Source organism: Nocardioides zeae (assembly GCF_010686755.1).
In the GTDB taxonomy this organism is placed as follows: Bacteria; Actinomycetota; Actinomycetes; order Propionibacteriales; family Nocardioidaceae; genus Nocardioides; species Nocardioides zeae.
Genome location: NZ_JAAGXA010000012.1, coordinates 138,720 through 160,095 on the forward strand (window position 1 = coordinate 138,720; position 21,376 = coordinate 160,095).

Genomic DNA, 21,376 nt, shown 5'->3' on the forward strand with positions numbered 1-21,376 from the left:
CGGTTCAACAGCGTGTCACGATGCGGTCCATGACCGACCTCGGCACCCCGCTCGACCTGCCCTGCGGGCAGCGCCTGCCCAACCGCCTCATGAAGTCGGCGCTCTCGGAGGCCCTCGGCACCTCGACGGGCGCGCCGACGCGACGGCTCGAGCGGCTGTACGACGCGTGGGCCGGCGGCGGCTGGGGCCTCGTCGTCACCGGCAACGTCATGGTCGACCTGCGCCACCGCGGCGAGCCCGGCAACGTCGTCGTCGAGGACGACCGCCACCTCGACGCGCTGCGTCGCTGGGCCGCCGGGTTCCGCGCCTCGGGCACCCCGCTGTGGATGCAGGTCAACCACCCGGGCCGCCAGGCCAACGTGCTCGTCGGCCGCACGCGCCCGGTCGCGCCGAGCGCGGTCGCCGCCGACGTAGCGGTCGCCACCCGGCCCCGCGCCCTGTCCGAGACGGAGATCCGGGAGACGATCGAGCGGTACGCCGCGACCGCGGCCGTCGCCGAGGCCGCCGGCTTCGACGGGGTGCAGGTGCACGGCGCCCACGGCTACCTCGTCACCCAGTTCCTCTCCCCCCGCTCCAACCAGCGCACCGACGGCTGGGGCGGCGACCCGGAGCGGCGGCGTCGCTTCGTGCTGGAGGTCGTGCGCGCGATCCGTGAACGGGTCTCCCCCGGCTTCGCCGTCGGCATCAAGCTCAACTCCGCCGACTTCCAGCGCGGCGGCTTCACCGAGTCGGAGTCGCGCGAGGTGGTCGCCGCACTCGCCGAGGAGGGGATCGACCTCCTCGAGGTCTCGGGCGGCACCTACGAGTCGCCCGTCATGTTCGGCCCCGACACCCGTCGGGCCTCGACCCGGGAGCGCGAGGCCTACTTCCTGGAGTACGCCGCGTCCGTCCGCGACGCGGCCGGCGCCGTGCCCGTCGCGGTCACGGGCGGCTTCCGCACCCGCGCGGCGATGACCGCGGCCCTCGGGAGCAGCACCCCGGGCAGCACCCCGGGCAGCACCGAGACCAGCACCGGCACACCGGGCGAGTGCGACGTCATCGGCCTCGGGCGTCCGGCCTCGGCGTACCCCCACGTCGCCCGCGACCTCCTCGACGGCCGCCTCGAGCGCATCGAGCTGCCCGCCGTGCGGGTGGGGGCACGTCGGCTCGTCGGCCGCCTCGCGCCGCTCCACACCGTCGACAGCGCGCTCGACCTGTCGTGGCACACCGACCAGCTGCACCGCCTCGGCGCCGGCCGCGCCCCCGACCTCGCGCGGCCGTGGTGGCGCACCGCCGTGACCGCGACGCTCCGCAACGGGCCCGGCGCCTTCGTCCCGAAGCGGGGCTGAGTGCCCGAGGGCGACAGCGTCCACCTGCTGGCGCGGCGGCTCGACCGCTCGCTGCGCGGCCGCACCCTCGCGCGCAGCGACCTGCGCGTGCCCCGGCTGGCGACCAGGGACCTCGCGGGACGCGAGGTCCTCGAGCACGCGACGCACGGCAAGCACCTCCTCACCCGCTTCTCGGGGGGCGTCACCCTGCACTCCCACCTGCGGATGGACGGCAGCTGGACCGTCACCGGCGCCGGCAAGCGCCTCCCGCGCCGCCTGCTCCCGGACGTCCGCGTCGTGCTCGAGACGACCGAGGGACCGACCGCCTGGGGCCAGAAGCTGCACGACCTCGCCCTCGTGGCGACCGCCGACGAGTCGTCCCTGGTGGGTCACCTCGGGCCGGACCCGTTGCGGGCGGACTGGGACCCGCAGGAGGCGGTACGGCGGCTGCTCACCCACCCGACGACACCCCTCGTCTCCGCCCTGCTCGACCAGACGAACCTCGCCGGGCTCGGCAACCTCTGGGTCAACGAGCTCGCCTTCCTCGTGGGCCGCAGCCCGTGGACGCCGGTGGGCGAGGTGGACGTGCCCGTCCTCGTCGACCGTGCCGCCACCGCGCTGCGCCACTCGGCGACCGTGCCGGGCGCCTACCAGGTGACGACCGGGATCGCGCGACGCGGCGAGAGCCACTGGGTCGCCGGTCGGGCACGCCGTCCGTGCCTGCGCTGCGGCACCACGGTGCAGGTGGTGGCCGAGCTGCCGAACGACGCGGCCCATCGCCGTACGTGGTGGTGCCCGCGCTGCCAGCCCGGCCCAGGTCCGGAGGTCCGGGTGCCGTCGGTGCCGCGCTGACGCGTGTTTCCACGACGGCCGGGGCGGGCACCCGGAGGCGCATGACCTCTCGGAACGACGCCGCTCGGACGATCTCCGACCTCACGAGGCTCGGGCTGCTCGTGGTCGCCGTGGGCCTCGGCGTCGTGGCCACCGGCCAGCGCGAGGACCAGCCGGGCGGTCCGGTGATCGCGGGAGCCGGGTGGGTCGTGCTCGCCCTCGGCGCGATCGCGCTCTTCGTCGCGCTCGTCGCCCGCGCGGTCCGGTTGGGCATCGAGGCGGCCCGCGAGGCGTGACGGGACGGGACGGGACGGGACGGGACGGGACGCTACGCCTCGCGAGGCTCGGCCAGGTGCTCCGGCAGCCGGTCGAGGCAGCTCTCCCAGCCCTCGCGGTGGGCGTCGAGGTCCTCGTGCCGCAGACCGGAGTGGACGACGCGGAGCCGCGTGCCGGCGTACGTCGGCTCGAGGCCCACCGAGACGGTGCTCTCCTGCTCCTCGCCGTCCCAGCGCCACGTCCACCGCGCCCAGCCGGGCGCGCACGCGCCCTCGTAGCGTCCGCTGACGCCCATCCCGACCACGTCGGAGACCACCCGCCACACGCCGTCCTCGACCGGGTCACTGACGGCCACCGCTGCGAAGCGCTCCGGCCAGAACCACGCGCTCAGCTCGTCGGCCTCCGTCAGCGCGCGCCAGACCCGGTCGGGCGGAGCGGACAGGTCACGCTCGATCTCCACGGTCGCCTGCATCCTGCGACCCTAAGCCGTGCAGCGGGACGAGCGGGACCGCTTTCTCAGTCCCTGCCCCCGTCCGACGCGAGCACCGGCTGCACCTGCTCGATGACGTAGGCGAACGACAGCGGCCCCGGACTGTTGGTGGCGTTGGCCAGCGCTGCATCGAGCCAGAGCACCGCTCCGCCGTTGCTCGACGGCAGGCCGGTGAAGCGAGCGTCGTCCTCGAGGGCCGACCGCACGCCGAGACGGTCGAAGATCGCGAGGACGTCCGCGTCCAGGTCGGTGAGGTTCTCCTCGGCGACGCCCGCCTCTCCCACCTGGGTGTTGTCCTGGTCGGCCGCAGGCACGAGCCCGAAGCACTCGAGCCACGCGCCGTTGCCGAAGCGGTACCGGCCTTGCTCGGCCGCGACGTACTGGTAGGTGTCCCCCGCGAGGTGGGGCAGCTCCGCCGCGGCCGCCTCGCAGGCGTCCCCCACCCCGGCGACCACGCCGGCACCGTCGGTGCCGGTGAGCTCGGCGAGGGCGAGGGCGAGGTCGTCCCAGTCGTCGTTGCCCTCGGTGAGCCCGGCGAAGGTCGGCGCCACGTCCTCGAGCTGCCGGTGCACGTCCTCGGGCACCGCCCAGGCGGCGCCGACGATCAGGTCCGGGTCGTGGGCGGCGACTGCCTCGGGACTCGCGACGAAGCCGGCGAGGAGGTGGGGGTCGATCTCCCCCGTGAGCGCGCCGTCGAGCCAGGGGTAGGTGGGTTCCTCCTCGGCGGTCATCGCGACAGCCACGGGCTGGACACCGAGGCTCAGCAGGATGTCGGCGGCCTGCGGCGTCAGCGCGACGACCCGCTGCGGGACCCCCTCCACCTCGACGCGGCCGTACACGCCGTCGACGGAGCGGGTGCCGGCGTGGGCCCCCTCCCCCGCGCTCCCCTCGTCGGCAGCGTCGCTGCCGCAGGCGGTCAGTCCGGAAAGGGTGGCGGCCGCAGCGAGCACGGCGGTGGTACGGCGCGTGGTGACGGATCGGAGCATGGGTGCGTCCTCGGGGGTCGGCGGTCGGAGATCGCCCGGCCCCACGGGCGAGCGCGGCGGTAAGGCTAGCCTTCCCTTCCATGGTGTCGACGACGCAGACCGTCAGCTTCTTAGCACCGGGACCCGACCTGTCCGGCGTCGTGCCGCGGGACGCCACGTCCACCCTCGAGCACGACCTGCGGGAGTGGCACCTGCTGGTCTGGCTGTGGTCGGGCGCGGCCGAGGTCGAGGCGGGCCGACGCACCCTGACCGTCGACGCCGGCCAGGCCATGTGGATCCCCGCCGGCACTCCGGTGAGGGCCGTCGTTCCCCCGGGCAGCGTGTGCATCCCGCTGGCCGTGCCCCGCCACGAGGCCGTGGTCGGGGCACGGGACGCCTACGTCGTCGACGTCCCCGAGGGGTGGCGACCCTGGCTGCTGGCGCAGTTCTCGATGCGCATCTCGCCCCTCCGGCCCGTGGATCCCCTCGACCAGGACCTGACCGGACTGCTCGCCGCGAACGCACGCGACGGACGAGGTGCGCCGGACGTCGTGCTCCCCATGCCCCGCACCCAGCTGCGGCAGCCCGACGACCCGGCCCTGCTCGCCATGGCGTTGGCGCTCGGCGACAACGTCGCGGAGGCGACCACCGTCGGCGAGTGGGCCCGGCGGACGGGGTTCAGCGAGCGGAGCCTGCAGCGCGCCTTCCGCGACCAGACGGCGTTGACCTTCCGGGAGTGGCGCGCGGTCCTGCGCCTGCACCGGGCGGCAGCCCACCTCGCCGCCGGCCTCCCTGTGGGCGTGGCGGCGCACCGGGTCGGCTACAGCAGCACGAGCGGGTTCGCCCGCGCGTTCCGCACCGAGTTCGGCGTCATGCCGTCGGCGTACGCCGCGTGCGTGCCCACCGAGGGCGCGGGTCGGAGCCCGGGGACGGCGCCCGGCTCCCGGGCCGGCGGTCCGCTCGTCGACCTGCGGACCGATGCCGCTGCGTCACCCCCCGTGCTCGGCGCGAGCGCGACCCCACCGCTGGTGAACAACTTCCACGTCGTCATCTGGATGGCGCACGGCGGGGCCCGCGTCGAGGTGGGCGACGCCGTGCTCCGCCTGGAGGAGGGCGACGCGGTGTGGCTGCCCGCGTGGCGGCACAACCGCGTCGAGGTCGACGCCGGCGGGGTGATGCTCCCGCTCTTCCACGCACCGCCCCCGACCCTGCTCGACCTGGACGCGGTCGTGGCGTTCTCCCTCGCCGGGGAGGACCCCGAGGCCCTGCTGCGGGCGGTGGTCGGCCAGTACACCAGCCTGCGACCCGACGGGTGGGACGAGCGCTCCGGCTGGTGGGCCTTCGAGCGGTGGCGGGCAGCGTCGACGCCGCGCACCGGGCACCCCGGCCCGAGCGACCCGAGCGGTCCCAGCGACCCGAGCGGCAGGGGGCTCCTCGACGCCGCGCCGCGCCTGCTCGCCGCCGGGATGTCAGCGGGCCACGTGGCCGCGCGCCTCGGCTACCGCCACCCCAGCAGCTTCACGAGGGCCTTCCGGCGCGTCCACGGCAGGCCGCCGCGCGACTACGTCGCCCGACGACGGCCGGGTGCGACGCCCGGCGGGTGAGCGCCGGGCAGGTCGATGGTCGTCACCACCGACGTCAGGCTCGGGCGGGGCGGCGTCGAGCTGAACCCGAAGCGGCACGGCGGGTCGACGGGCCGCAGCTCCCCGAGCGGCACCCCGTCGAACGACCCGTCGAGGGTGGTGACCGCGCGGACTCCGGTCGCGCCGTACCACTCCCGGCGGCCGCCGCCCGCCGTCCCGCGGGTGCGCACCCCGCGCAGCACGACGCGGGCGATCGGGTCGGTGACCGCGCACCACGCCGGCGCGGTCGCGAGACGGCGCGGCACCAGGCCGACGAGCCGGCCGAGCGCCGTGGGGTGGCCGACGCCGATCGCGAGGCGGAGGGAGCGGCTGGAGAAGACGCGCTCGCCGGGCGCGGCGGTCAGGGTGGTGGGCTCGACGCGGATCTCGTCGAAGGCGTACGTCGCGGCGATGAAGTCCGCGAGCTCCCGGGTGGGCGCGACGAGGACCCGGTGGCCCGCCGCCGTCTCGACCATCGCGTCGGCGACCTCGCCGCCCTCCCCGAAGGGCGAGCGGACCCAGCGGCCGAGCACGACCCGGGTGCCGCTCGCGGAGCCGACGCCGGCGATCTCGCCCTCGAAGCGGACCCTCATTCCGGCGCCACCCCCGGTACGTCGCCGCCCAGCCACGTCCCGGCGATCTCGGCCAGCTCGCGGCGGCGCGCGTCCTTCATCTTCTCGAGCGTGCGGACGGCCATCGACGTGCGCGGGTTGGCGGCGAACCCGTCGCGGAGGTCGTCGACGAACTGCCAGTAGAGGGCGTCCCAGGCGTCCGCCCAGCCCGCCTCCCCGTCCTTCTTGGAGAAGTCGCTCATCTTCAGCACGTAGTTCGAGCCCGACACGTACGGCTTCGTCGTGATCGCCTCGGCGGCGGCGAACTGGCTCATCGCGTAGACGTTCGGCACCATCACCCAGTCGTAGGCGTCGACGAAGAGCGCCATGAACCACTCGTAGACGTCGTCGGGGTCGGTGCGCAGCAGCAGCATCGCGTTGCCGAGCACCATGAGGCGCTCGATGTGGTGGGCGTAGCCGTGCTCGAGGACGCGCCGCACGACGACGTCGACCGGGTGGAGCCCCGTCGTCCCGTCCCACCAGCCCGGGCCGAGCGCGCGGGTGAGGTGCAGCCGGTTGGTGGTGCGCAGGCGGCGGCCCTGCGTGACGTAGATGCCGCGCATGTACTCCCGCCAGCCGATCACCTGCCGCACGAACCCCTCGAGGCTGGGCAGCGGCACGTCCTCGGCCGCGAGCACGGCGTCGAGCACCTCCCGCGGCGAGAGGAGTCCGATGTTGATGACGGGGCTCAGCGTGCTGTGGAGGAGGAACGGCTCGTCGGCGGCGATGGCATCCTCGTGGGGACCGAAGCGGCGCAACCGGTCCTCGACGAAGCGCTCCAGCCAGCGCTTCGCCTGCGCCCGCGTCGTCGGCCACCGGAACTCGTCGGGGTCGCCCGGGTTGTCGGGGAACTCGGCGGCCACCCACGCGATCGCGTCGCGCACGTGCTCGTCGCGCTGCAGGCGCGGCAGCGGCGGCACGTCGAGGCCGCCCTTCGGGTAGGGCTCGCGGTTGTCCTCGTCGAACGACCACTTCCCGCCGACCGGCCCGTCGCCGTCCATGAGCACGTCGAGGCGTCGACGCTGCCACGCGTAGAACGTCGACATCCGCGGCCGGCTCCCCCGCCGCCGGCCGAGCTGCTCGCGCACGTCGGCGTCCGAGGTGAGGAACGCGGGCGTCTCCTCGACGGTCGGCTCCACGCCGAGCCCGTCGGCGACCGCGCGCAGGTCCCGGTCGAGCCAGTCGTCGACGACGTCGAACCAGCTGATCTCGGTGACGTCGCGCTCCCGCAGCAGCTCGACCAGCTGGGCCTCGGTGTCGCGGTCGCCCCGGCTCTCGACGTACGCCGTCGCGCGGCCCGCCTGCCGCACCTCGGCCTCGAAGCGCTTCATCGAGGCGCGGTGGAGGACGAGCTTGTGGGTGTGGAAGGCGTACTGGCGGAGGAAGAGGTCGGGCTCGACGAGCACGAGCAGGTCGGCCTCGGCCGTGCGCTGCTCGTCGAACAGCTGGTGGGGGAGGACGAGCCGCGCGTGCATGGCGCCAGCGTGCTCCGGCGGGCCAAGCGGGGGCGGTCGCGGGGGGCGCGGGGGCCGCGACCCGGGGAAGGAAAACGCGGACCGGCGGCCGAGCCGGAGAAAGAAAACGCGGATTCCTGGACCGATACGCCCGAGGTCCGACCCTGCTTGGTCCGCGTTTTCCTTCCCCGGGTCGCGGCCCCCGCGCACTTTCCTCGAACCGGGCCGGCGCCGTCCGCGTTTTCCTCCGACCCGCCCGGCACCACCGCACCGGCGTGGTCCACCTCACGAGGTGCTGACCCGGCTGGTTACCCAGTGGTAGCAATACGCCCATGACCTCCCGCACCGTGTTCATCACCGGCGCCGCCGCCGGTATCGGCCGTGCCACCGCGCTCACCTTCGCCCGCGAGGGGTGGACGGTGGGCGGCTACGACCTGGACGAGGCCGGCCTCGCCACCCTCGCCGCCGAGGTCGAGGCCGTCGGCGCGACCGCCGTCGTCGGTCGCCTCGACGTCAGCGACCCCGAGGCCTTCCGCACCGCCGTCGACGGCTTCGTCGAGCAGACCGGGCGGCTCGACGTGCTCGTCAACAACGCGGGCATCCTGCTCGCCGGCAAGTTCGAGGACATCGACGTCGCGCGCCACCAGAAGGAGATCGACGTCAACGTCCGTGGCGTCGTCAACGGCGCCCACGCGGCGCACCCGCACCTCGGGCCCGGCTCCACGCTGGTCAACCTGTGCTCGGCCTCCGCGATCTACGGCCAGGCGGAGCTGGCGAACTACAGCGCCACCAAGTTCTTCGTCCGCGGCCTCACCGAGGCGCTCGACATCGAGTGGGGTCCGCAGGGCATCCGCGTCGTCGCGCTGTGGCCGCTCTTCGTGCAGACGTCGATGCTCGACGGCGTGCGCACCGGCACGACCGACACCCTCGGCGTCCGCCTCGGCGCCCAGGACGTCGCCGACGAGATCCTCGCCGCGGTCCAGCCGGGCCGCACCGCGCGGGCGCTCCACCAGGTGCACTTCCCCGTCGGTCGCCAGAGCGAGGTGCTGTCCGTGGCCGCGCGCTTCTCCCCGGCGTGGCTCACCCGCATCGTCAACAAACGGTTCGCCTCGCACTGAGCCGGACCCCAGGGTCGCGGGGGTGACCGCACGACCTGCCTCGCCCCCGACGTACCCGACCCGGCACCGGCGGCGCAGGAGCGGGTGGCCGCGCTCCACGGCGACCGGCTCGCCGCGCTGGCCGGGGTGTCGCTGCCGCCGGCTCCCGACGGCGCCTGGTCGCTCGCGACCCTCGGCGTGCACCCCGACCACCGCGGCGCGGGGCTCGGCACGGCGCTCGCTCTGCCGGCCTCGACGCCGCCGCCGGGCGGGGCGCGACCACCGTCGCCCTCGAGACGTCGGACGAGCGCAACGTGCGGCTCTTGACCCGCGCCTGAGTCACCGCGCCTGCAGCCACTCCGCGAACGACTGCCGCCCCACGAGGTCCGGCGCCGCCGGCACGAGCGCCCCGGCCCGCACCCCGCGGCCGAACGCGCCGGGCACCCGCACCGGTACGACGAAGCGCGGCCCCCCGTCGCGACGGGCCGTCCGGCGGGCCATCGACGCGAGGTCCTCGCGGTGCGGCCCGGCGAGGTCGAGGGTGGCCCGGCGGGGCGGCTCGACCGCGAGCCGGGCCAGGTGCGCGGCGACCTCGACCGCGGCCACGGGTCGCACCGGCATGCGGGGCACCAGGCCGATCGGGCCGAACGTGAGCCCGCCCAGCAGCTGGCCCGCGAACTCGTGGAACTGCGCCGCGCGGAGGATCGTCCACGGCACCGGGCCGGCCTCCACCAGCTCCTCCTGGCGGAGCTTGCCGACGTAGTAGTCGAACGGCACCTCGTCGATGCCCACGATCGACAGCGCGAGGTGGTGGCCCACGCCGGCGCTCTCCTCCGCGGCGAGCAGGGCCGCCGTCGTGCGGCCGAAGAACTCCGCCGACTCTGCCGCGTCCCTCGTCATCACGTTGAGCACGTCGACCACGACGTCGACCCCGACGAGGCGCTTCGCCAGGTCCTCCGCCAGTGCGCCGCCGTCCTGGGCGAGGTCGACGCCCGTCGAGCGTGCCAGCACGACGGGCTCGTGCCCCGCCCGCTCGAGCTCCGCCACCGTGAGCGCACCGACCAGCCCCGTACCGCCCGCGACCGCCACCCGCATGTCCGTCTCCTCCTGCTCGCGACGGCCCCGTGCGGGCCGTCGGAGGTGTGACGACGTAGCCGTGCGATGTGTGAGGTCGGGTTGTCCCCCGCTCGTAGCGTCGACTCATGAGCGAGACCAACGACGCCGTCGCCGAGGTGTGGGACGACTGGCAGGACGCGGTGAACATGGCCCCCGCCGAGCTGGAGAAGTGGCTCGAGACGGACGAGTCGACGTCCGTCGGGCAGGGGTCGGGCGAGTCGACCGGGCACAAGTCGGGGCGCCGGATCGTCGAGATCAAGCGGACCAACAAGACCGACCTGACCGACGACGACGCGGCCCACATGACGAAGGTCGTGGGTTACGTGCACCGGCACCTGGAGCAGCGCCCGGAGGGCGACGTGTCGGAGACGAACTGGCGCTACTCGTTGATGAACTGGGGGCACGACCCGCTGAAGTAGCAGGCCTTCCCCCTCGCGGACGTCATGCGGACCGGCGCCCCCGACGACCACCGCGCATGACGTCTGGCACGGCGCCTCGCGGACGTCATGCGGACCGTCGCCCCCGACCACCGTTCCGCATGACGTCCGGCGGTCGAGGGCGACGCCCGGGCGAGCCGGTCGTCAGTACGACTTCGGCAGCCCCAGGGTGTGCATCGCGACGAAGTTGAGGATCATCTCGCGGCTCACGGGCGCGATCCGGCCGAGCCGTGCAGCGACGAGCATGTTCGCGAGCCCGTACTCCACCGTCAGGCCGTTGCCGCCGTGGGTGTGCACCGCGACGTCGGTGGCGTTGCAGGCGATCTCGCCGCCGGCGTACTTCGCCATGTTGGCGTACTCACCCGCGCCGAAGTCGTCACCCGCGTCGTACAGGGCCGCCGCCTTCTGCCACAGCAGCCGCGCCTGCTCGAGCTCGATCTTCACCTTCGCCAGCGGGTGCGCGATGCCCTGGTGGGCGCCGATGGGCGCCTCGCGCCACACGGAGCGCTCCTTGGCGTAGGCCACCGCCTTCTCGAGCGCGTAGCGCGCCATGCCGCAGGAGAACGCGGCGCCCATGATGCGCTCGGGGTTGAGGCCGGCGAAGAGCTGCCACATGCCGCCGTCCTCGGAGTGCGGGTCGCCGACGAGCGACGTCGCGGGGACGCGCACGTCGTCGAGGAACAGCGTGAACTGCTTCTCCGGCGCCTGCCACGCCATCGGGATGACCTGCTTGCTGAACCCCGGCGCGTCCGTCGGCACGACGAACAGCGCGGGGCGCAGCTTGCCGGTGCTCGCGTCCTTCATCCGCGACACGATGAGCACGCTCTGCGCCTCGTCGACGCCGGAGATGTAGGTCTTCTGGCCCTTGAGGACGTAGTGGTCGCCGTCCTGCGTGGCGGTCGTCGTGATGTTGTGCGAGTTGGAGCCCGCGTCGGCCTCGGTGATGCCGAAGGCCATGAGGTGGCTGCCGTCGGCGATGCCGGGCAGCCAGCGCTCCTTCTGCTCGGGCGTGCCGCAGCGGTTGATGATCGAGCCGCAGATCGCGGGGCTGACGACCATCATGAGCAGCGGCGCGCCGGCCGCGGCCGACTCCTCGAGCACCGCGGCCAGGTCGGCCATGCCGCCGCCCCCGCCGCCGTGCTCCTCGGGGATGTTGACGCCCAGGAAGCCGGCGCGGCCCATCTCGAGCCACATCTCGGTCATCTTGCCGCCGTCGCGGGCCTGCTTCGCGACGTACTCGTGGCCGTACTTCCCGGCCAGCTTCGCGACCGCCTCCCGCAGCGCCACGCGCTCGTCGGGCTCCGTGAACATCGTGCTCATGCCTGCTCCTCGTCGGACTCCACGACCGCGAGCACGTCGCCCGCCGCCACCTGCTGACCTGCTGCCACACCCACCTCGGCGACCACGCCGTCGTGGGGCGCGGCGACCGCGTGCTGCATCTTCATCGCCTCGAGCACGAGCACGGTGTCGCCGGCGGCCACGCGCGCACCCGCCTCGACGGCGACGCGCACGACCGTGCCCGGCATCGGCGCGAGCAGCGAGCCGCTCGCCACGGCGTCGGCGGGGTCGACGAACCGGGGCACGATGCGCGCCTGGAGGTGACCCCAGGGCGCGTCGACCTCGGCGACGGTGTCGTCGGCGTCGAGCGCGATCTCGATCGGGTGGCGGACGCCCGCCTGCTCGACCACGACGCGCCAGCGCCGCTCGCCGAGCGCGGCGGCGTCGACGGCCCGCACGCCGCCCTCGACCGCGACGTACCCGTCCCGCCCCGACCACCAGCCGACCTCCACCTCCGTGCCGGCGACCTCGAGGCGCGTCACGTGCGGTTGCGAGGCGACGTTGCGCCAGCCCACGGGGATCCGCGTCTGCACCGTACGGCGCGTGCGCGCCTCCTCCGCGCGGGCGACGGCCGCCGCGACGAGGGCGAGGTGCTGCTGGTCGCGGTCGGCGGCGTGCCCGCCGGTCCAGTCCCGCTGGCCGAGGAACGCCGTGGACAGGTCACCGGCCAGGAAGGCGTCGTCCTCGAGCAGCGCGACGAGCTGGTCGCGGTTGGTGCGGACGCCGTGGATCCGCGCCCGCCGCAGGGCGCCCGCGAGGGACCGCGCCGCCTGCCGCCGGGTCGGCGCCCAGGCGATGACCTTGGCGAGCATCGCGTCGTAGTGCGTCCCCACCTCCGTACCGGCTGCGAACCCCGCGTCGAGCCGCAGGCCGGACGGCCCGGGGTCGACCGTGAAGGCGACGTCGGCGCCGGGCACGTCGAAGGCCGTCAGCAGGCCCGACTGCGGCTGGTAGTCGGCGGCCGGGTCCTCCGCGTAGAGGCGCACCTCGATCGCGTGCCCCTGCGGCTCGCGACGCGGGTCCGGCAGCGGCAGCCCCTCGGCGACGGCGATCTGCGCCTCGACGAGGTCGATGCCGAAGACCTGCTCGGTGACGGGGTGCTCCACCTGGAGGCGGGTGTTCATCTCGAGGAAGAAGAACTCCTGGGACTCCGCGTCCATGAGGAACTCGACCGTCCCGGCGCCGCGGTAGTCGATCGCGTCCGCCGCGCGCCGTGCCGCCTCGTGGAGCGCCCGCCAGGTCTCCTCGCGCAGGCCCGGGGCCGGCGCCTCCTCGACGACCTTCTGGTGGCGGCGCTGCAGCGAGCAGTCACGCTCACCGAGCACGACGACGCCCTCGGGGGTGCCGACGACCTGCACCTCGACGTGCCGGCCGCGCTCGAAGAAGTGCTCGACGAAGACGGTCGGGTCGCCGAAGGCCGAGGCCGCCTCGTCGGCGGCCAGCTTCACGGCCGCCTCCAGGTCGTCGAGCTCCCGCACGACGCGCATGCCGCGTCCACCGCCGCCGGCGGACGCCTTGACGATCACCGGCAGGTCCGCGGCGGTGACCGCGGCCGGCTCGAGCCGGCCGAGCTGCGGCACGCCTGCGTCCAGCATGAGCTCCTTGGCCCGGATCTTGTCGCCCATGGCCTCGATCGACGCGGGCGACGGCCCGATCCAGGTCAGGCCGGCCTCGACGACGGCACGGGCGAAGTCGGCGTTCTCCGAGAGGAAGCCGTAGCCCGGGTGCACGGCGTCCGCGCCCGACGCCCGCGCGGCCTCGAGCACGAGGTCGGCCCGCAGGTAGGTCTCGGCGGGTGTGCTCCCCGGCAGGCGTACGGCGCGGTCCGCCTCCGCGACGAACGGCAGGTCCGCGTCGGCGTCGGAGTGCACGGCGACGGTCTCGATGCCGAGACGGCGGCACGTGGCCATGACGCGGCGGGCGATCTCGCCGCGGTTCGCCACCAGAACAGAACGGATCATCGGGTCGTCACATCCTGAAGACGCCGAAGCGCTCGGCGCCACGGGTCGGGTTGTTGTCGATCACGGACAGGCAGATGCCGAGCACGGTCCGGGTGTCGCGCGGGTCGATGACGCCGTCGTCGTAGAGCATCCCGGACAGGAAGTACGGCAGCGACTGCTCCTCGATCTGCTGCTCCACGTAGGCCTTGATGCCGGCGAACCCCTCGGCGTCGAACTCCTGGCCCTTCGACTCGGCCGAGGCCTTGGCCACGATCTCCATGACACCGGCCAGCTGCGCCGGCCCCATGACGGCGGACTTCGCCGAGGGCCAGGTGAAGAGGAACCGCGGGTCGAACGCCCGGCCGTTCATGCCGTAGTTGCCGGCGCCGTAGGAGGCGCCCATGACCACCGACAGGTGCGGCACGGTCGAGTTGGAGACCGCGTTGATCATCTGCGCGCCGTGCTTGATGATCCCGCCCTGCTCGTACTCCGCGCCGACCATGTAGCCCGTCGTGTTGTGGAGGAACAGCAGCGGGGTGTCGACCTGGTTGGCGAGCTGGATGAACTGCGTCGCCTTCTGCGCCTCCTCGCTGAACAGCACGCCCTGCGCGTTGGCCAGGATGCCGACCCGACGACCGTGGATGCGGGCCCAGCCGGTCACGAGCGACGGGCCGTAGAGCGGCTTGAACTCGTCGAAGGGCACGTTGGCGTCCGGCCCGACGCCGGGCCGGGTGCCGTCGACCAGCCGGAGGACCACCTCGCGCGGGTCGAACGGCTCCTTGAGGTCGGTCGGCACGAGGTCGAGCAGGCCCTCGGGGTCGAGGTCGGGCTCGGCGTACGCCGGGAGGTCGCGGTCCTCGCGCGCCTTGCGGTGCCCGAGGCGGGCGACGATCCGCCGGCCGATCCGGATCGCGTCGCGCTCGTCGGCCGCCAGGTAGTCGGCGAGCCCCGAGACGCGGGCGTGCATCTCGGCGCCGCCCAGCGACTCGTCGTCGGACTCCTCGCCGGTCGCCATCTTCACGAGCGGCGGGCCGCCGAGGAAGACCTTCGCGCCCTCCTTGACCATGACCGTGTAGTCGCTCATGCCGGGGATGTAGGCGCCGCCCGCGGTCGAGTTGCCGAAGACCAGGGCGATGGTGGGTCGTCGGTCGGCCGAGGCCCGCGTGATGTCGCGGAACATCTTGCCGCCGGGGATGAAGATCTCCTTCTGCGTCGGCAGGTCGGCGCCGCCCGACTCGACGAGCGCGATCGTCGGCAGGTTGTTCTCCGCCGCGACCTGCGCCGCCCGGAACGCCTTCTTCAGCGTCCACGGGTTCGACGCGCCGCCCTTCACGGTCGGGTCGTTGGCCGTGATGAGGCACTCGACGCCCTCGACGACGCCGATGCCGGTGACGAGGGACGCGCCGACGGTGAAGTCGGAGCCCCAGCCGGCCAGCGGCGACAGCTCGAGGAACGCCGTGCCCTCGTCCACGAGGAGCTCGATGCGCTCCCGCGCCAGCAGCTTGCCGCGGCGCCGGTGACGCTCGACGTACTTCTCCCCGCCCCCGGCGACGGCCTTGGCGTGCTCCGCGTCGAGCGCGTCGAGCTTCGCGAGCATCGCCGCGCGCCGCTCCTGCTCGACCGTGACGGTGTCCGTGCTGGTCACGCTCACTGCTCCTCCTCCAGGACGGCCTTCATGCGCTCGAGGGTCGTGCGCATCCCGCGCTCGTTGGTGCGTCCCCGCAGCGGTCCGAGCACCAGCCAGTAGAGGCGCACGGGCAGGGTCGGCTCGAGGCGGTAGTACTCGGTGACGCGCGTCCCCGCGCCGTCCGGCTCCAGCCGGTAGCCCCAGTTGTTGATCGGCACGGCCTCCGTCCCGACGGCGAACTCGAAGACCCGCTCCGGCTCGCAGCGGGTCACGCGGCAGCCGGACCAGTACGTCGGGCCGACCCCGTTGCGCTTCACGTGCCCCTTGAAGGTGGCCCCGACCGCGGGCCCGGTGGACCCGCGGGTCCAGCGGGCCTCGAACGTCTCGGGCGAGAACTCCCCGATCCGGGTCACGTCGCTGACGAGCGCCCACACGCGGTCGACGGGGGCGTCGACGTGCACGGAGACCTCGCCGCCGAGGGCCCGGCCCAGCCGGAGGCGGCTCACGCGGCGTACCCCAGCAGGCGGGCCGAGAGGTCCGCCAGCACCTCGTTGGCGCCACCGCCGATGCCGAGCAGCCGGACGTCGCGGTAGTGCCGCTCGACCTCCGAGCCCCGCATGTAGCCGGTGCCGCCGAACAGCTGCACCGCCTCGTGGCAGACCGCCTCGGCGGTCTTGACCGCCGTCTCCTTGGCGAGGCACGCCTCCGCGATCACCTGCTCGCCCGCGACGTGGCGCGCCGCCACGGCGTGCGTGTAGGTGCGGGCGACCTCGACCTGGCGGCGCATCTCGACGAGCTTGTGCCGCACCACCTGCCGCGACGCCAGGGGCTTGCCGAAGGTCTCCCGCTCGTGCGCGTACGCGGCGGCGAGCGCCAACGAGCGGGCGGCCGCGGCGTACCCCTGCACGGCCAGGCCGATCCGCTCCACCACGAACTGCTGCGCGATCTGGAGGAAGCCGGACCCCTCCGCGCCGACGAGGTTGGCGACCGGGACCCGGCAGTCGACGAACGACAGCTGCGCGGTGTCGGAGCAGTGCCAGCCCATCTTCTCGAGCCCGCGGTCGACGGTGAAGCCGGGCGTGCCGGCCTCGATGACGAGCAGCGAGACGCCGCCGTGGCCCTGGCCGGGCGTGAAGTCGCCGCCCGTCCGCACCGCGGTCGTCACGAAGTCGGCGCGCGTGCCCGAGGTGATGAAGGTCTTGGCGCCGTTGACGACGAAGTGGTCGCCGTCGCGCACCGCGCGGGTGCGGATCGACGCCACGTCGGAGCCGCCCTCGGGCTCGGTGATGCCGAGCGAGCCGATCGTCTCGCCGGCCAGCGTGGGCCGCACGAACCGGTCGACCAGGTCGGGGTCGCCCGCGGTGGCGATGTGGGGCAGGGCGATGCCGTGGGTGAAGAGGCTGGCGATCAGCCCGCCCGAGCCGCCGCCCTCGAAGATGCCCTCGGTGACCGTCACGGAGTCGAGCAGGTCGCCCCCGTCGCCGCCGACGGCCTCGTCGAAGCCGACGCCCAGCAGGCCCGCCTTCGCGGTCGTCGCGTGGAGCTCGCGGGGCAGGGCCCCGGCGTCCTCCCACTCCTGGAGGTGGGGCGCGACCTCGCGACGCGTGAACGCGGCGGCGGCCTCCCGCAGGGCCCGGCGCTCCGGCGTCGCCGTGAAGGCGACGTCGCCGGTGAGCGAGGTCGTCACGTCGGTGCCCGTGGTGGCCCGGCGGCTCACAGGAGCGCGTCCTCGACGCTCACCATGCGGCTGCGGACCCACTCGCCCAGGCCCTTGGCCTGGGGGTCGAACCGCGTCGACGCGGCCACCCCCTCGCCGAGCAGTCCCTTCACGACCACGTTGACGCCACCGAGGTTCGGCAACGGGTACACCTCCACATCGAGTTCGGCGGCCTCCGGCACGAGCTCGCGGATGCGGCTCGGGGAGATGAGCTTGGTGAGCCAGGTGACGCGCGCGGCGTGCCGCTCGGGGTCGTGGCGACGTCCGCTGGTGGCGACCCAGAGCCCGATGTTGGCGTCCCCGCCCTTGTCGCCCGACCGGGCGTGGACGAAGGAGCCGAGCGGCACCCGGCGGGTCAGCGTGTCGACGGGCGCGGGGTACGGCGAGGGGCGACGCGCGAGACCGCCGTCCTCCGGCTCGGCGGTGCGGACCGGGTGCGGCACCAGCAGGCGCTCCTTCTCCGAGCCGTCCGCGTCGAGCACCACGACGGTGTGCTCGACGGCCGACCGGTCGACGTACGCCGGGTGGTAGACGCCGTAGGGCACGGGCTTCGCGGGCGGCGCGGTGATCGCGAAGCCCGGGTAGGAGGCGAGCGCCAGCTCGACGGCCACCGAGGTGAAGGCGCGTCCGACGGGCTCGGGCGCCGGGTCGAGGGCGGTCACGCGGAGCAGCACCGAGGCGGACTGCTCGGTGGGCGCGTCGGGGGTCGCGGGGCCGGTGTCGGACCAGGCGAGGGTGGCGGGGCGTCCGGCAGGCGACGCGTCGAGCGCCGACTCGACCTGGGCCCGCACCCAGGCGGCCTTGTCGTCGATGTCGAGCCCGGTGAGCACCAGCTCCATGCTGTTGCGCCACCCGCCGAGCACGTTGACCGCGACCTTGAGGCGCGGCGGCGGCGCGCTGCCGGTGACGCCGTCGACGCGGACGCGGTCGGGCCCCTCCTGCGTGAGCCGCACCGACTCCAGGTGGGCGGTGACGTCGGGACCGAGGTAGCGGTGGGTCTGGATCTCGTACATCAGCTGCGCCGTCACCGTGTCGGTCGTGACCGCGCCGCCGGTGCCGTCGTGCTTGGTGACGACGAACGAGCCGTCGCGGCGCACCTCCGCGACCGGGAAGCCGAGCGGGGTCGTCAACGCGTCGGGCGGCAGGTCGCCGAACCCGGAGAAGTTGCCGCCCGTGGCCTGGCAGCCGCACTCGATGACGTGACCCGCGACGACCGCGCCGGCGAGCTGGTCGTGGTCGTCGGGGGTCCACCCGAAGTGGGCAGCGGCAGGACCGACGACCACGGAGGCGTCCGTGACACGGCCGGTGACGACGACGTCCGCGCCCGCCGTGAGGGCCTCGGCGATGCCGAACGCGCCCAGGTAGGCGTTGGCCGTGAGGGCGTCGGAGAAGTCGCGGTCCTCGCCGGCCAGGGGCTGGAGGCGGACTGTGCCGGCCTTGAGGCCGGGGACGAGGTCGTCGCCCGCGACGTACGCGATCCGGGGGCTCAGCCCGAGCCCGCGCGCCACCTCGGCGAGCCTGCGGGCCAGGCCGGCCGGGTGGAGGCCGCCGGCGTTGCTGACGATCCGCACGTTCTTCTCGAGCGCGAGACCGAGGCAGTCCTCGGCCTGGCGCAGGAACGTCTTCGCGTAGCCCGCCTCCGGGTCGCGCATGCGGTCCTTGCCGAGGATGAGCATGGTGAGCTCGGCGAGGTAGTCGCCCGTGATGACGTCGACGCCGTGGGGGCGGCCGTCGGGTCCGGTGGTCGTGCCCTCGAGCATCTCCCGCATGGCGGAGAGCCGGTCGCCGTAGAAGCCCGAGCAGTTGCCGATGCGCAGCAGGTCGCTGCTCGTACCCGTCACGGGTGTGCTCCTTCGGTCGTGGTGATGGTGGTGGTCGCCGCGGGCGCACGGCCCTGCCCCGGCGGGCCGGCGAAGGCCTGGGCGATGTCGAGCCAGCGGTCGGCACCGGCGCCGGTCGCCGTGACGGCGAGGTCGTCGCGGTGCGCGCGCTGGGTGACGAGCCGCGCGAAGTCGACCGCCGGACCCTCGACACGCTCGTCGGCGTCCTCCGGACCGTCGCTCCAGGTGGCGCCGGACGGCAGCGTGAGACGCACGCGGACCGGGGCCGTCGGGGCCTCGAGCCCGCGCGTCGCGAACGAGAAGCCCCGGGTGCGCGCGCCGATGTGGCAGACGTGGCGCAGGCCGTCGTCGTCCTGCGCGTCCAGCCCGAGGGCGTCGGTGACGTCGAGGCCGTGGGCCCAGGTCTCCATGTAGCGCGCCGTCGCCATCGACACCGGGCTCATCGGCGGGCCGAACCACGGCAGCCGCTCCCCCGGCCGCTCCGCCGCCAGCGCGCGGAGCGCGGCCGCGAGGTCGGCGCGGCTGGTCCGCCAGTGCGCCAGCAGGTCGGCGGCCGGCACGGCGGACCCCTCCGCCGCCGCGGCGTCCACGAAACCGGCCGGGTCGTCGATGGCGACCATCACGATCGCGTCCCACGCGGCCTTCTCCTGCTCCCCCCGTACGGCGCGGGCCGCCGTGGCCGCGGCGACGTCCGTCCACGCCAGGTGGGCGACCTGGGCCGCGACGTCCCAGCCCGCGGCGGGCGTCGCGCGGCGCCAGCCGGTCGGGTCGTCCGGGAGGTCCGCGACCCGGTCGTCGAGGCGCCCGGTGAGCGCCGCCAGGTCGGTCAGCACGCCCTCGAGCACGGGGTTCGGGTCGGTCATCGGGTCTCCTGGCTGTCGGTCCAGTGGATGTCGGGGCGTGCAGGCGCGGCGCCGTCGGTGCCGGTGCGGGTGCCGGTGCGGGTGCGGGTGTCGGTGCGGGCGAGCGCCGCGTCGAGGGTGAGCGCCCACTGGTCGAGGATCCGGGCACGACGGGCCGAGTCGTCGCCGAGCGTCTGCGCGAGACCGAGGCCGCGCACCAGGTCGAGCGTGGCCTGCACCAGCTCGCGCACGCCCGGCTGCTCCTCGTCGGCGCCGAGCAGCTCGACCGTGAAGCGGTGCGTCTCCCGGCCGAGGTGCCGCTCGAACGGGGTCACCACCTCGAGCAGGGCCGCGTCGCTCCGCGCGGCGACCCACAGCTCGAGGGCGGCCGCGAAGACCGGACCGGTGAACAGCTCGGCGAGCAGCCCCAGCACCGCGCGGGTGCTCCGCGCCTCGGCCGGCAGGGCTGCGACGGCGCTGGTGAGCTCCTCGCGGCGTACCGCCGTCAGGTGCTCCACCGCCGCCACCACCAGGTCGGTCTTGGAGGGGAAGTGGTGGAGCTGCGCACCGCGGCTGACGCCCGCGCGCTGCGAGACGACGGTCGTCGACGTGCCCGCCCAGCCGCGCTCGACCAGCACGTCGACGCAGGCCTCGAGCAGCCGCGCCCGCATGGCCCGCGTGCGCTCGCCCTGGGGGACGCGACCCGTGGCCGGGTCGGCGGCGGGCTCGGTGGCCGGCTCGGTGACCGGCTCGGCGACCTGGGGGGCGGGCATGGGGGGATCGTGGCGCAGGTGGGAACAAACAGTCAAGACTGTCTTTTTGTGGACCGTTGTGCTGAGGGAGTCGGGCGCGCCCACCCCTCGCGCCCACCCCTCGCGCGCCCACCCCTCGCGGACGTCATGCGCGGCGGCGGCGCGGGGGGCCGCATCGCATGACGTCCCGGGTACGGCGCGCTGCGACGGCCGCGGCCATCGCGAGCCCGGTGTTTGCCCACCCGGACCGCGGGTAGCGACGGGGCAGGCCATCGGGGGCCCGGTATCGACATCGACGAGCAGGAGACCCGCCGTGAGCGACCCCGGTGAGCGCACGACCGTCCTCACTCCCGGGAGGATGCTGGTGAACGGCGTGATCTGCCTGGTGGCGGCGGCCGTCATGACCGTCCTCGCGGTCGACGGCGCGAACGGATCCCGCCCGTTCGCGGTCGTCGCCGCGGTGCTCGCGGCCGTGCTGGGAGCCGGCGCCGTGCTCGCCGCGGCCCGGATCCGTCACGCGCGGCGGCACCCCGACTCGGCGGCCGCACGCCGCGTGGCCGAGACCGAGCGGCTCACGCCACCGCCACCGGCCCGCCGCGAGCGGACGCTCTGGTTCGCGCTGGTGGGCGCGATGGTCGCGTTGGTCGTGCTGAGGCAGCTCGAGGGGATCCCGGAGCCCGTGCGGGTCGCGATGGCCGTGCTGTACCCGATCGTGCTGGTCGCCCTCGGCGTGATCGGCGTCCGTCGTCTCCGGTCCGACCTCCGCTGGCGCCGCGACCGGATGGCCGAGTAGCGCCGCTCGAGCCGGAGCCGGCCGAACCCGCCCCGGCCCGGCCCGGCCCGCCCCGGCCCGGCCGAAATGTGCGGCTGGAACAGGCCCAGCTCGATCCGGACCACCCCAACCGAACACTTCCAGCACCCGGCCGGCCCCCGGCCGGCCCCGGCCGGGCCCCGGCCGCCCTCGGGCCGACCCGTGGGCGCCTAGGTGTGATGTCCAGGGAGGTTGTACCGACCAGCGTCGGTGAGCCTGTCTGAAAGGTGAAGGCCTCCGGATGTGAAGTGGAGCTGTCTAAGGAACCGCTTCACACACCAGGAGGCCTTCGTGTCCCACGC

The 21,376-nt window shown here is 74.5% G+C and carries 21 protein-coding genes; 8 read left to right on the forward strand and 13 right to left on the reverse strand.

Annotated features, from left to right (window positions below; translation table 11 throughout):
• Positions 1-29: 29 nt before the first annotated feature.
• From G3T38_RS16630 to G3T38_RS16640, 3 genes are read left to right on the forward strand one after another with little or no spacing between them, the layout of a single operon-like run.
• On the forward strand, positions 30-1,328 hold the full coding sequence (locus tag G3T38_RS16630) for an NADH:flavin oxidoreductase/NADH oxidase family protein (RefSeq protein ID WP_163773437.1): 1,299 nt from the start codon (positions 30-32) through the stop codon (positions 1,326-1,328).
• Positions 1,329-2,159: a DNA-formamidopyrimidine glycosylase family protein gene (locus G3T38_RS22795; protein WP_163773438.1), complete on the forward strand. Its 831-nt coding sequence runs from the start codon at positions 1,329-1,331 to the stop codon at positions 2,157-2,159.
• A 41-nt stretch (positions 2,160-2,200) separates the two neighbouring features.
• Positions 2,201-2,434 (forward strand): hypothetical protein, encoded by a 234-nt coding sequence (locus tag G3T38_RS16640; RefSeq protein WP_163773439.1) that lies wholly within the window; start codon positions 2,201-2,203, stop codon positions 2,432-2,434.
• Between the two features lie 32 nt (positions 2,435-2,466).
• Here the strand turns inward: G3T38_RS16640 and G3T38_RS16645 are convergent, their stop codons facing one another.
• Both G3T38_RS16645 and G3T38_RS16650 read right to left on the reverse strand, forming a co-directional pair.
• On the reverse strand, positions 2,467-2,886 hold the full coding sequence (locus tag G3T38_RS16645; protein WP_163773440.1) for an SRPBCC family protein: 420 nt from the start codon (positions 2,884-2,886) through the stop codon (positions 2,467-2,469).
• A 44-nt stretch (positions 2,887-2,930) separates the two neighbouring features.
• A complete protein-coding gene (locus G3T38_RS16650; RefSeq protein ID WP_163773441.1) occupies positions 2,931-3,890 on the reverse strand; it encodes an ABC transporter substrate-binding protein in 960 nt (319 codons plus the stop codon).
• An 80-nt stretch (positions 3,891-3,970) separates the two neighbouring features.
• Between G3T38_RS16650 and G3T38_RS16655 the strand changes: the two genes are divergently transcribed.
• Positions 3,971-5,473, forward strand: a complete 1,503-nt coding sequence (locus G3T38_RS16655; protein WP_163773442.1) for an AraC family transcriptional regulator — start codon at positions 3,971-3,973, stop codon at positions 5,471-5,473.
• Here G3T38_RS16655 and G3T38_RS16660 read toward each other — a convergent pair.
• Both G3T38_RS16660 and G3T38_RS16665 read right to left on the reverse strand, forming a co-directional pair.
• Positions 5,431-6,084: a hypothetical protein gene (locus tag G3T38_RS16660; RefSeq protein WP_163773443.1), complete on the reverse strand. Its 654-nt coding sequence runs from the start codon at positions 6,082-6,084 to the stop codon at positions 5,431-5,433. The genes G3T38_RS16655 and G3T38_RS16660 overlap by 43 nt on opposite strands.
• Positions 6,081-7,577, reverse strand: a complete 1,497-nt coding sequence (locus G3T38_RS16665; protein WP_163773444.1) for a cryptochrome/photolyase family protein — start codon at positions 7,575-7,577, stop codon at positions 6,081-6,083. Before G3T38_RS16665 ends, G3T38_RS16660 begins: the two co-directional genes overlap by 4 nt.
• A gap of 311 nt (positions 7,578-7,888) precedes the next feature.
• Here G3T38_RS16665 and G3T38_RS16670 point away from each other — a divergent pair, with 311 nt between their 5' ends.
• Both G3T38_RS16670 and G3T38_RS16675 read left to right on the forward strand, forming a co-directional pair.
• Positions 7,889-8,674 (forward strand): SDR family oxidoreductase, encoded by a 786-nt coding sequence (locus G3T38_RS16670; RefSeq protein WP_163773445.1) that lies wholly within the window; start codon positions 7,889-7,891, stop codon positions 8,672-8,674.
• Between the two features lie 84 nt (positions 8,675-8,758).
• Complete coding sequence (locus G3T38_RS16675; RefSeq protein WP_206675907.1) at positions 8,759-8,980, forward strand: GNAT family N-acetyltransferase; 222 nt, start codon at positions 8,759-8,761, stop codon at positions 8,978-8,980.
• 12 nt (positions 8,981-8,992) lie between these two features.
• Here G3T38_RS16675 and G3T38_RS16680 read toward each other — a convergent pair whose 3' ends face one another.
• The gene (locus G3T38_RS16680) at positions 8,993-9,748 is read right to left on the reverse strand and encodes an SDR family oxidoreductase (protein ID WP_163773446.1); all 756 of its coding nucleotides are present in this window, start codon (positions 9,746-9,748) and stop codon (positions 8,993-8,995) included.
• 107 nt (positions 9,749-9,855) lie between these two features.
• On the opposite strand from G3T38_RS16680, the gene G3T38_RS16685 reads away from it, so the two are divergent.
• Positions 9,856-10,188 carry a DUF3140 domain-containing protein gene (locus tag G3T38_RS16685; RefSeq protein ID WP_163773447.1) on the forward strand — a complete coding sequence of 111 codons (333 nt, stop codon included), beginning with the start codon at positions 9,856-9,858 and terminating at the stop codon, positions 10,186-10,188.
• A gap of 162 nt (positions 10,189-10,350) precedes the next feature.
• Here the strand turns inward: G3T38_RS16685 and G3T38_RS16690 are convergent, their stop codons facing one another.
• The 8 genes from G3T38_RS16690 to G3T38_RS16725 are packed head-to-tail and all read right to left on the reverse strand — an operon-like array spanning position 10,351 to position 20,284.
• Positions 10,351-11,526 (reverse strand): acyl-CoA dehydrogenase family protein, encoded by a 1,176-nt coding sequence (locus tag G3T38_RS16690; protein WP_163773448.1) that lies wholly within the window; start codon positions 11,524-11,526, stop codon positions 10,351-10,353.
• The gene (locus G3T38_RS16695; RefSeq protein WP_163773449.1) at positions 11,523-13,505 is read right to left on the reverse strand and encodes an ATP-binding protein; all 1,983 of its coding nucleotides are present in this window, start codon (positions 13,503-13,505) and stop codon (positions 11,523-11,525) included. The genes G3T38_RS16690 and G3T38_RS16695 overlap by 4 nt, the downstream gene beginning before the upstream one ends.
• Before the next feature lie 7 nt (positions 13,506-13,512).
• Positions 13,513-15,081, reverse strand: a complete 1,569-nt coding sequence (locus G3T38_RS16700; protein WP_163773466.1) for an acyl-CoA carboxylase subunit beta — start codon at positions 15,079-15,081, stop codon at positions 13,513-13,515.
• Positions 15,082-15,131: 50 nt separating this feature from the next.
• The gene (locus G3T38_RS16705) at positions 15,132-15,617 is read right to left on the reverse strand and encodes an SRPBCC family protein (protein ID WP_338037721.1); all 486 of its coding nucleotides are present in this window, start codon (positions 15,615-15,617) and stop codon (positions 15,132-15,134) included.
• Positions 15,614-16,828: an acyl-CoA dehydrogenase family protein gene (locus G3T38_RS16710; protein WP_338037722.1), complete on the reverse strand. Its 1,215-nt coding sequence runs from the start codon at positions 16,826-16,828 to the stop codon at positions 15,614-15,616. The genes G3T38_RS16705 and G3T38_RS16710 overlap by 4 nt, the downstream gene beginning before the upstream one ends.
• A complete protein-coding gene (locus G3T38_RS16715; RefSeq protein ID WP_338037723.1) occupies positions 16,825-18,669 on the reverse strand; it encodes an acyclic terpene utilization AtuA family protein in 1,845 nt (614 codons plus the stop codon). Before G3T38_RS16715 ends, G3T38_RS16710 begins: the two co-directional genes overlap by 4 nt.
• Positions 18,666-19,532: a TIGR03084 family metal-binding protein gene (locus G3T38_RS16720; RefSeq protein WP_163773450.1), complete on the reverse strand. Its 867-nt coding sequence runs from the start codon at positions 19,530-19,532 to the stop codon at positions 18,666-18,668. Before G3T38_RS16720 ends, G3T38_RS16715 begins: the two co-directional genes overlap by 4 nt.
• Positions 19,529-20,284, reverse strand: a complete 756-nt coding sequence (locus tag G3T38_RS16725) for a TetR/AcrR family transcriptional regulator (RefSeq protein WP_241728982.1) — start codon at positions 20,282-20,284, stop codon at positions 19,529-19,531. Before G3T38_RS16725 ends, G3T38_RS16720 begins: the two co-directional genes overlap by 4 nt.
• 292 nt (positions 20,285-20,576) lie before the next feature.
• On the opposite strand from G3T38_RS16725, the gene G3T38_RS16730 reads away from it, so the two are divergent.
• On the forward strand, positions 20,577-21,056 hold the full coding sequence (locus G3T38_RS16730) for a hypothetical protein (protein ID WP_163773451.1): 480 nt from the start codon (positions 20,577-20,579) through the stop codon (positions 21,054-21,056).
• Positions 21,057-21,376 lie beyond the last annotated feature (320 nt).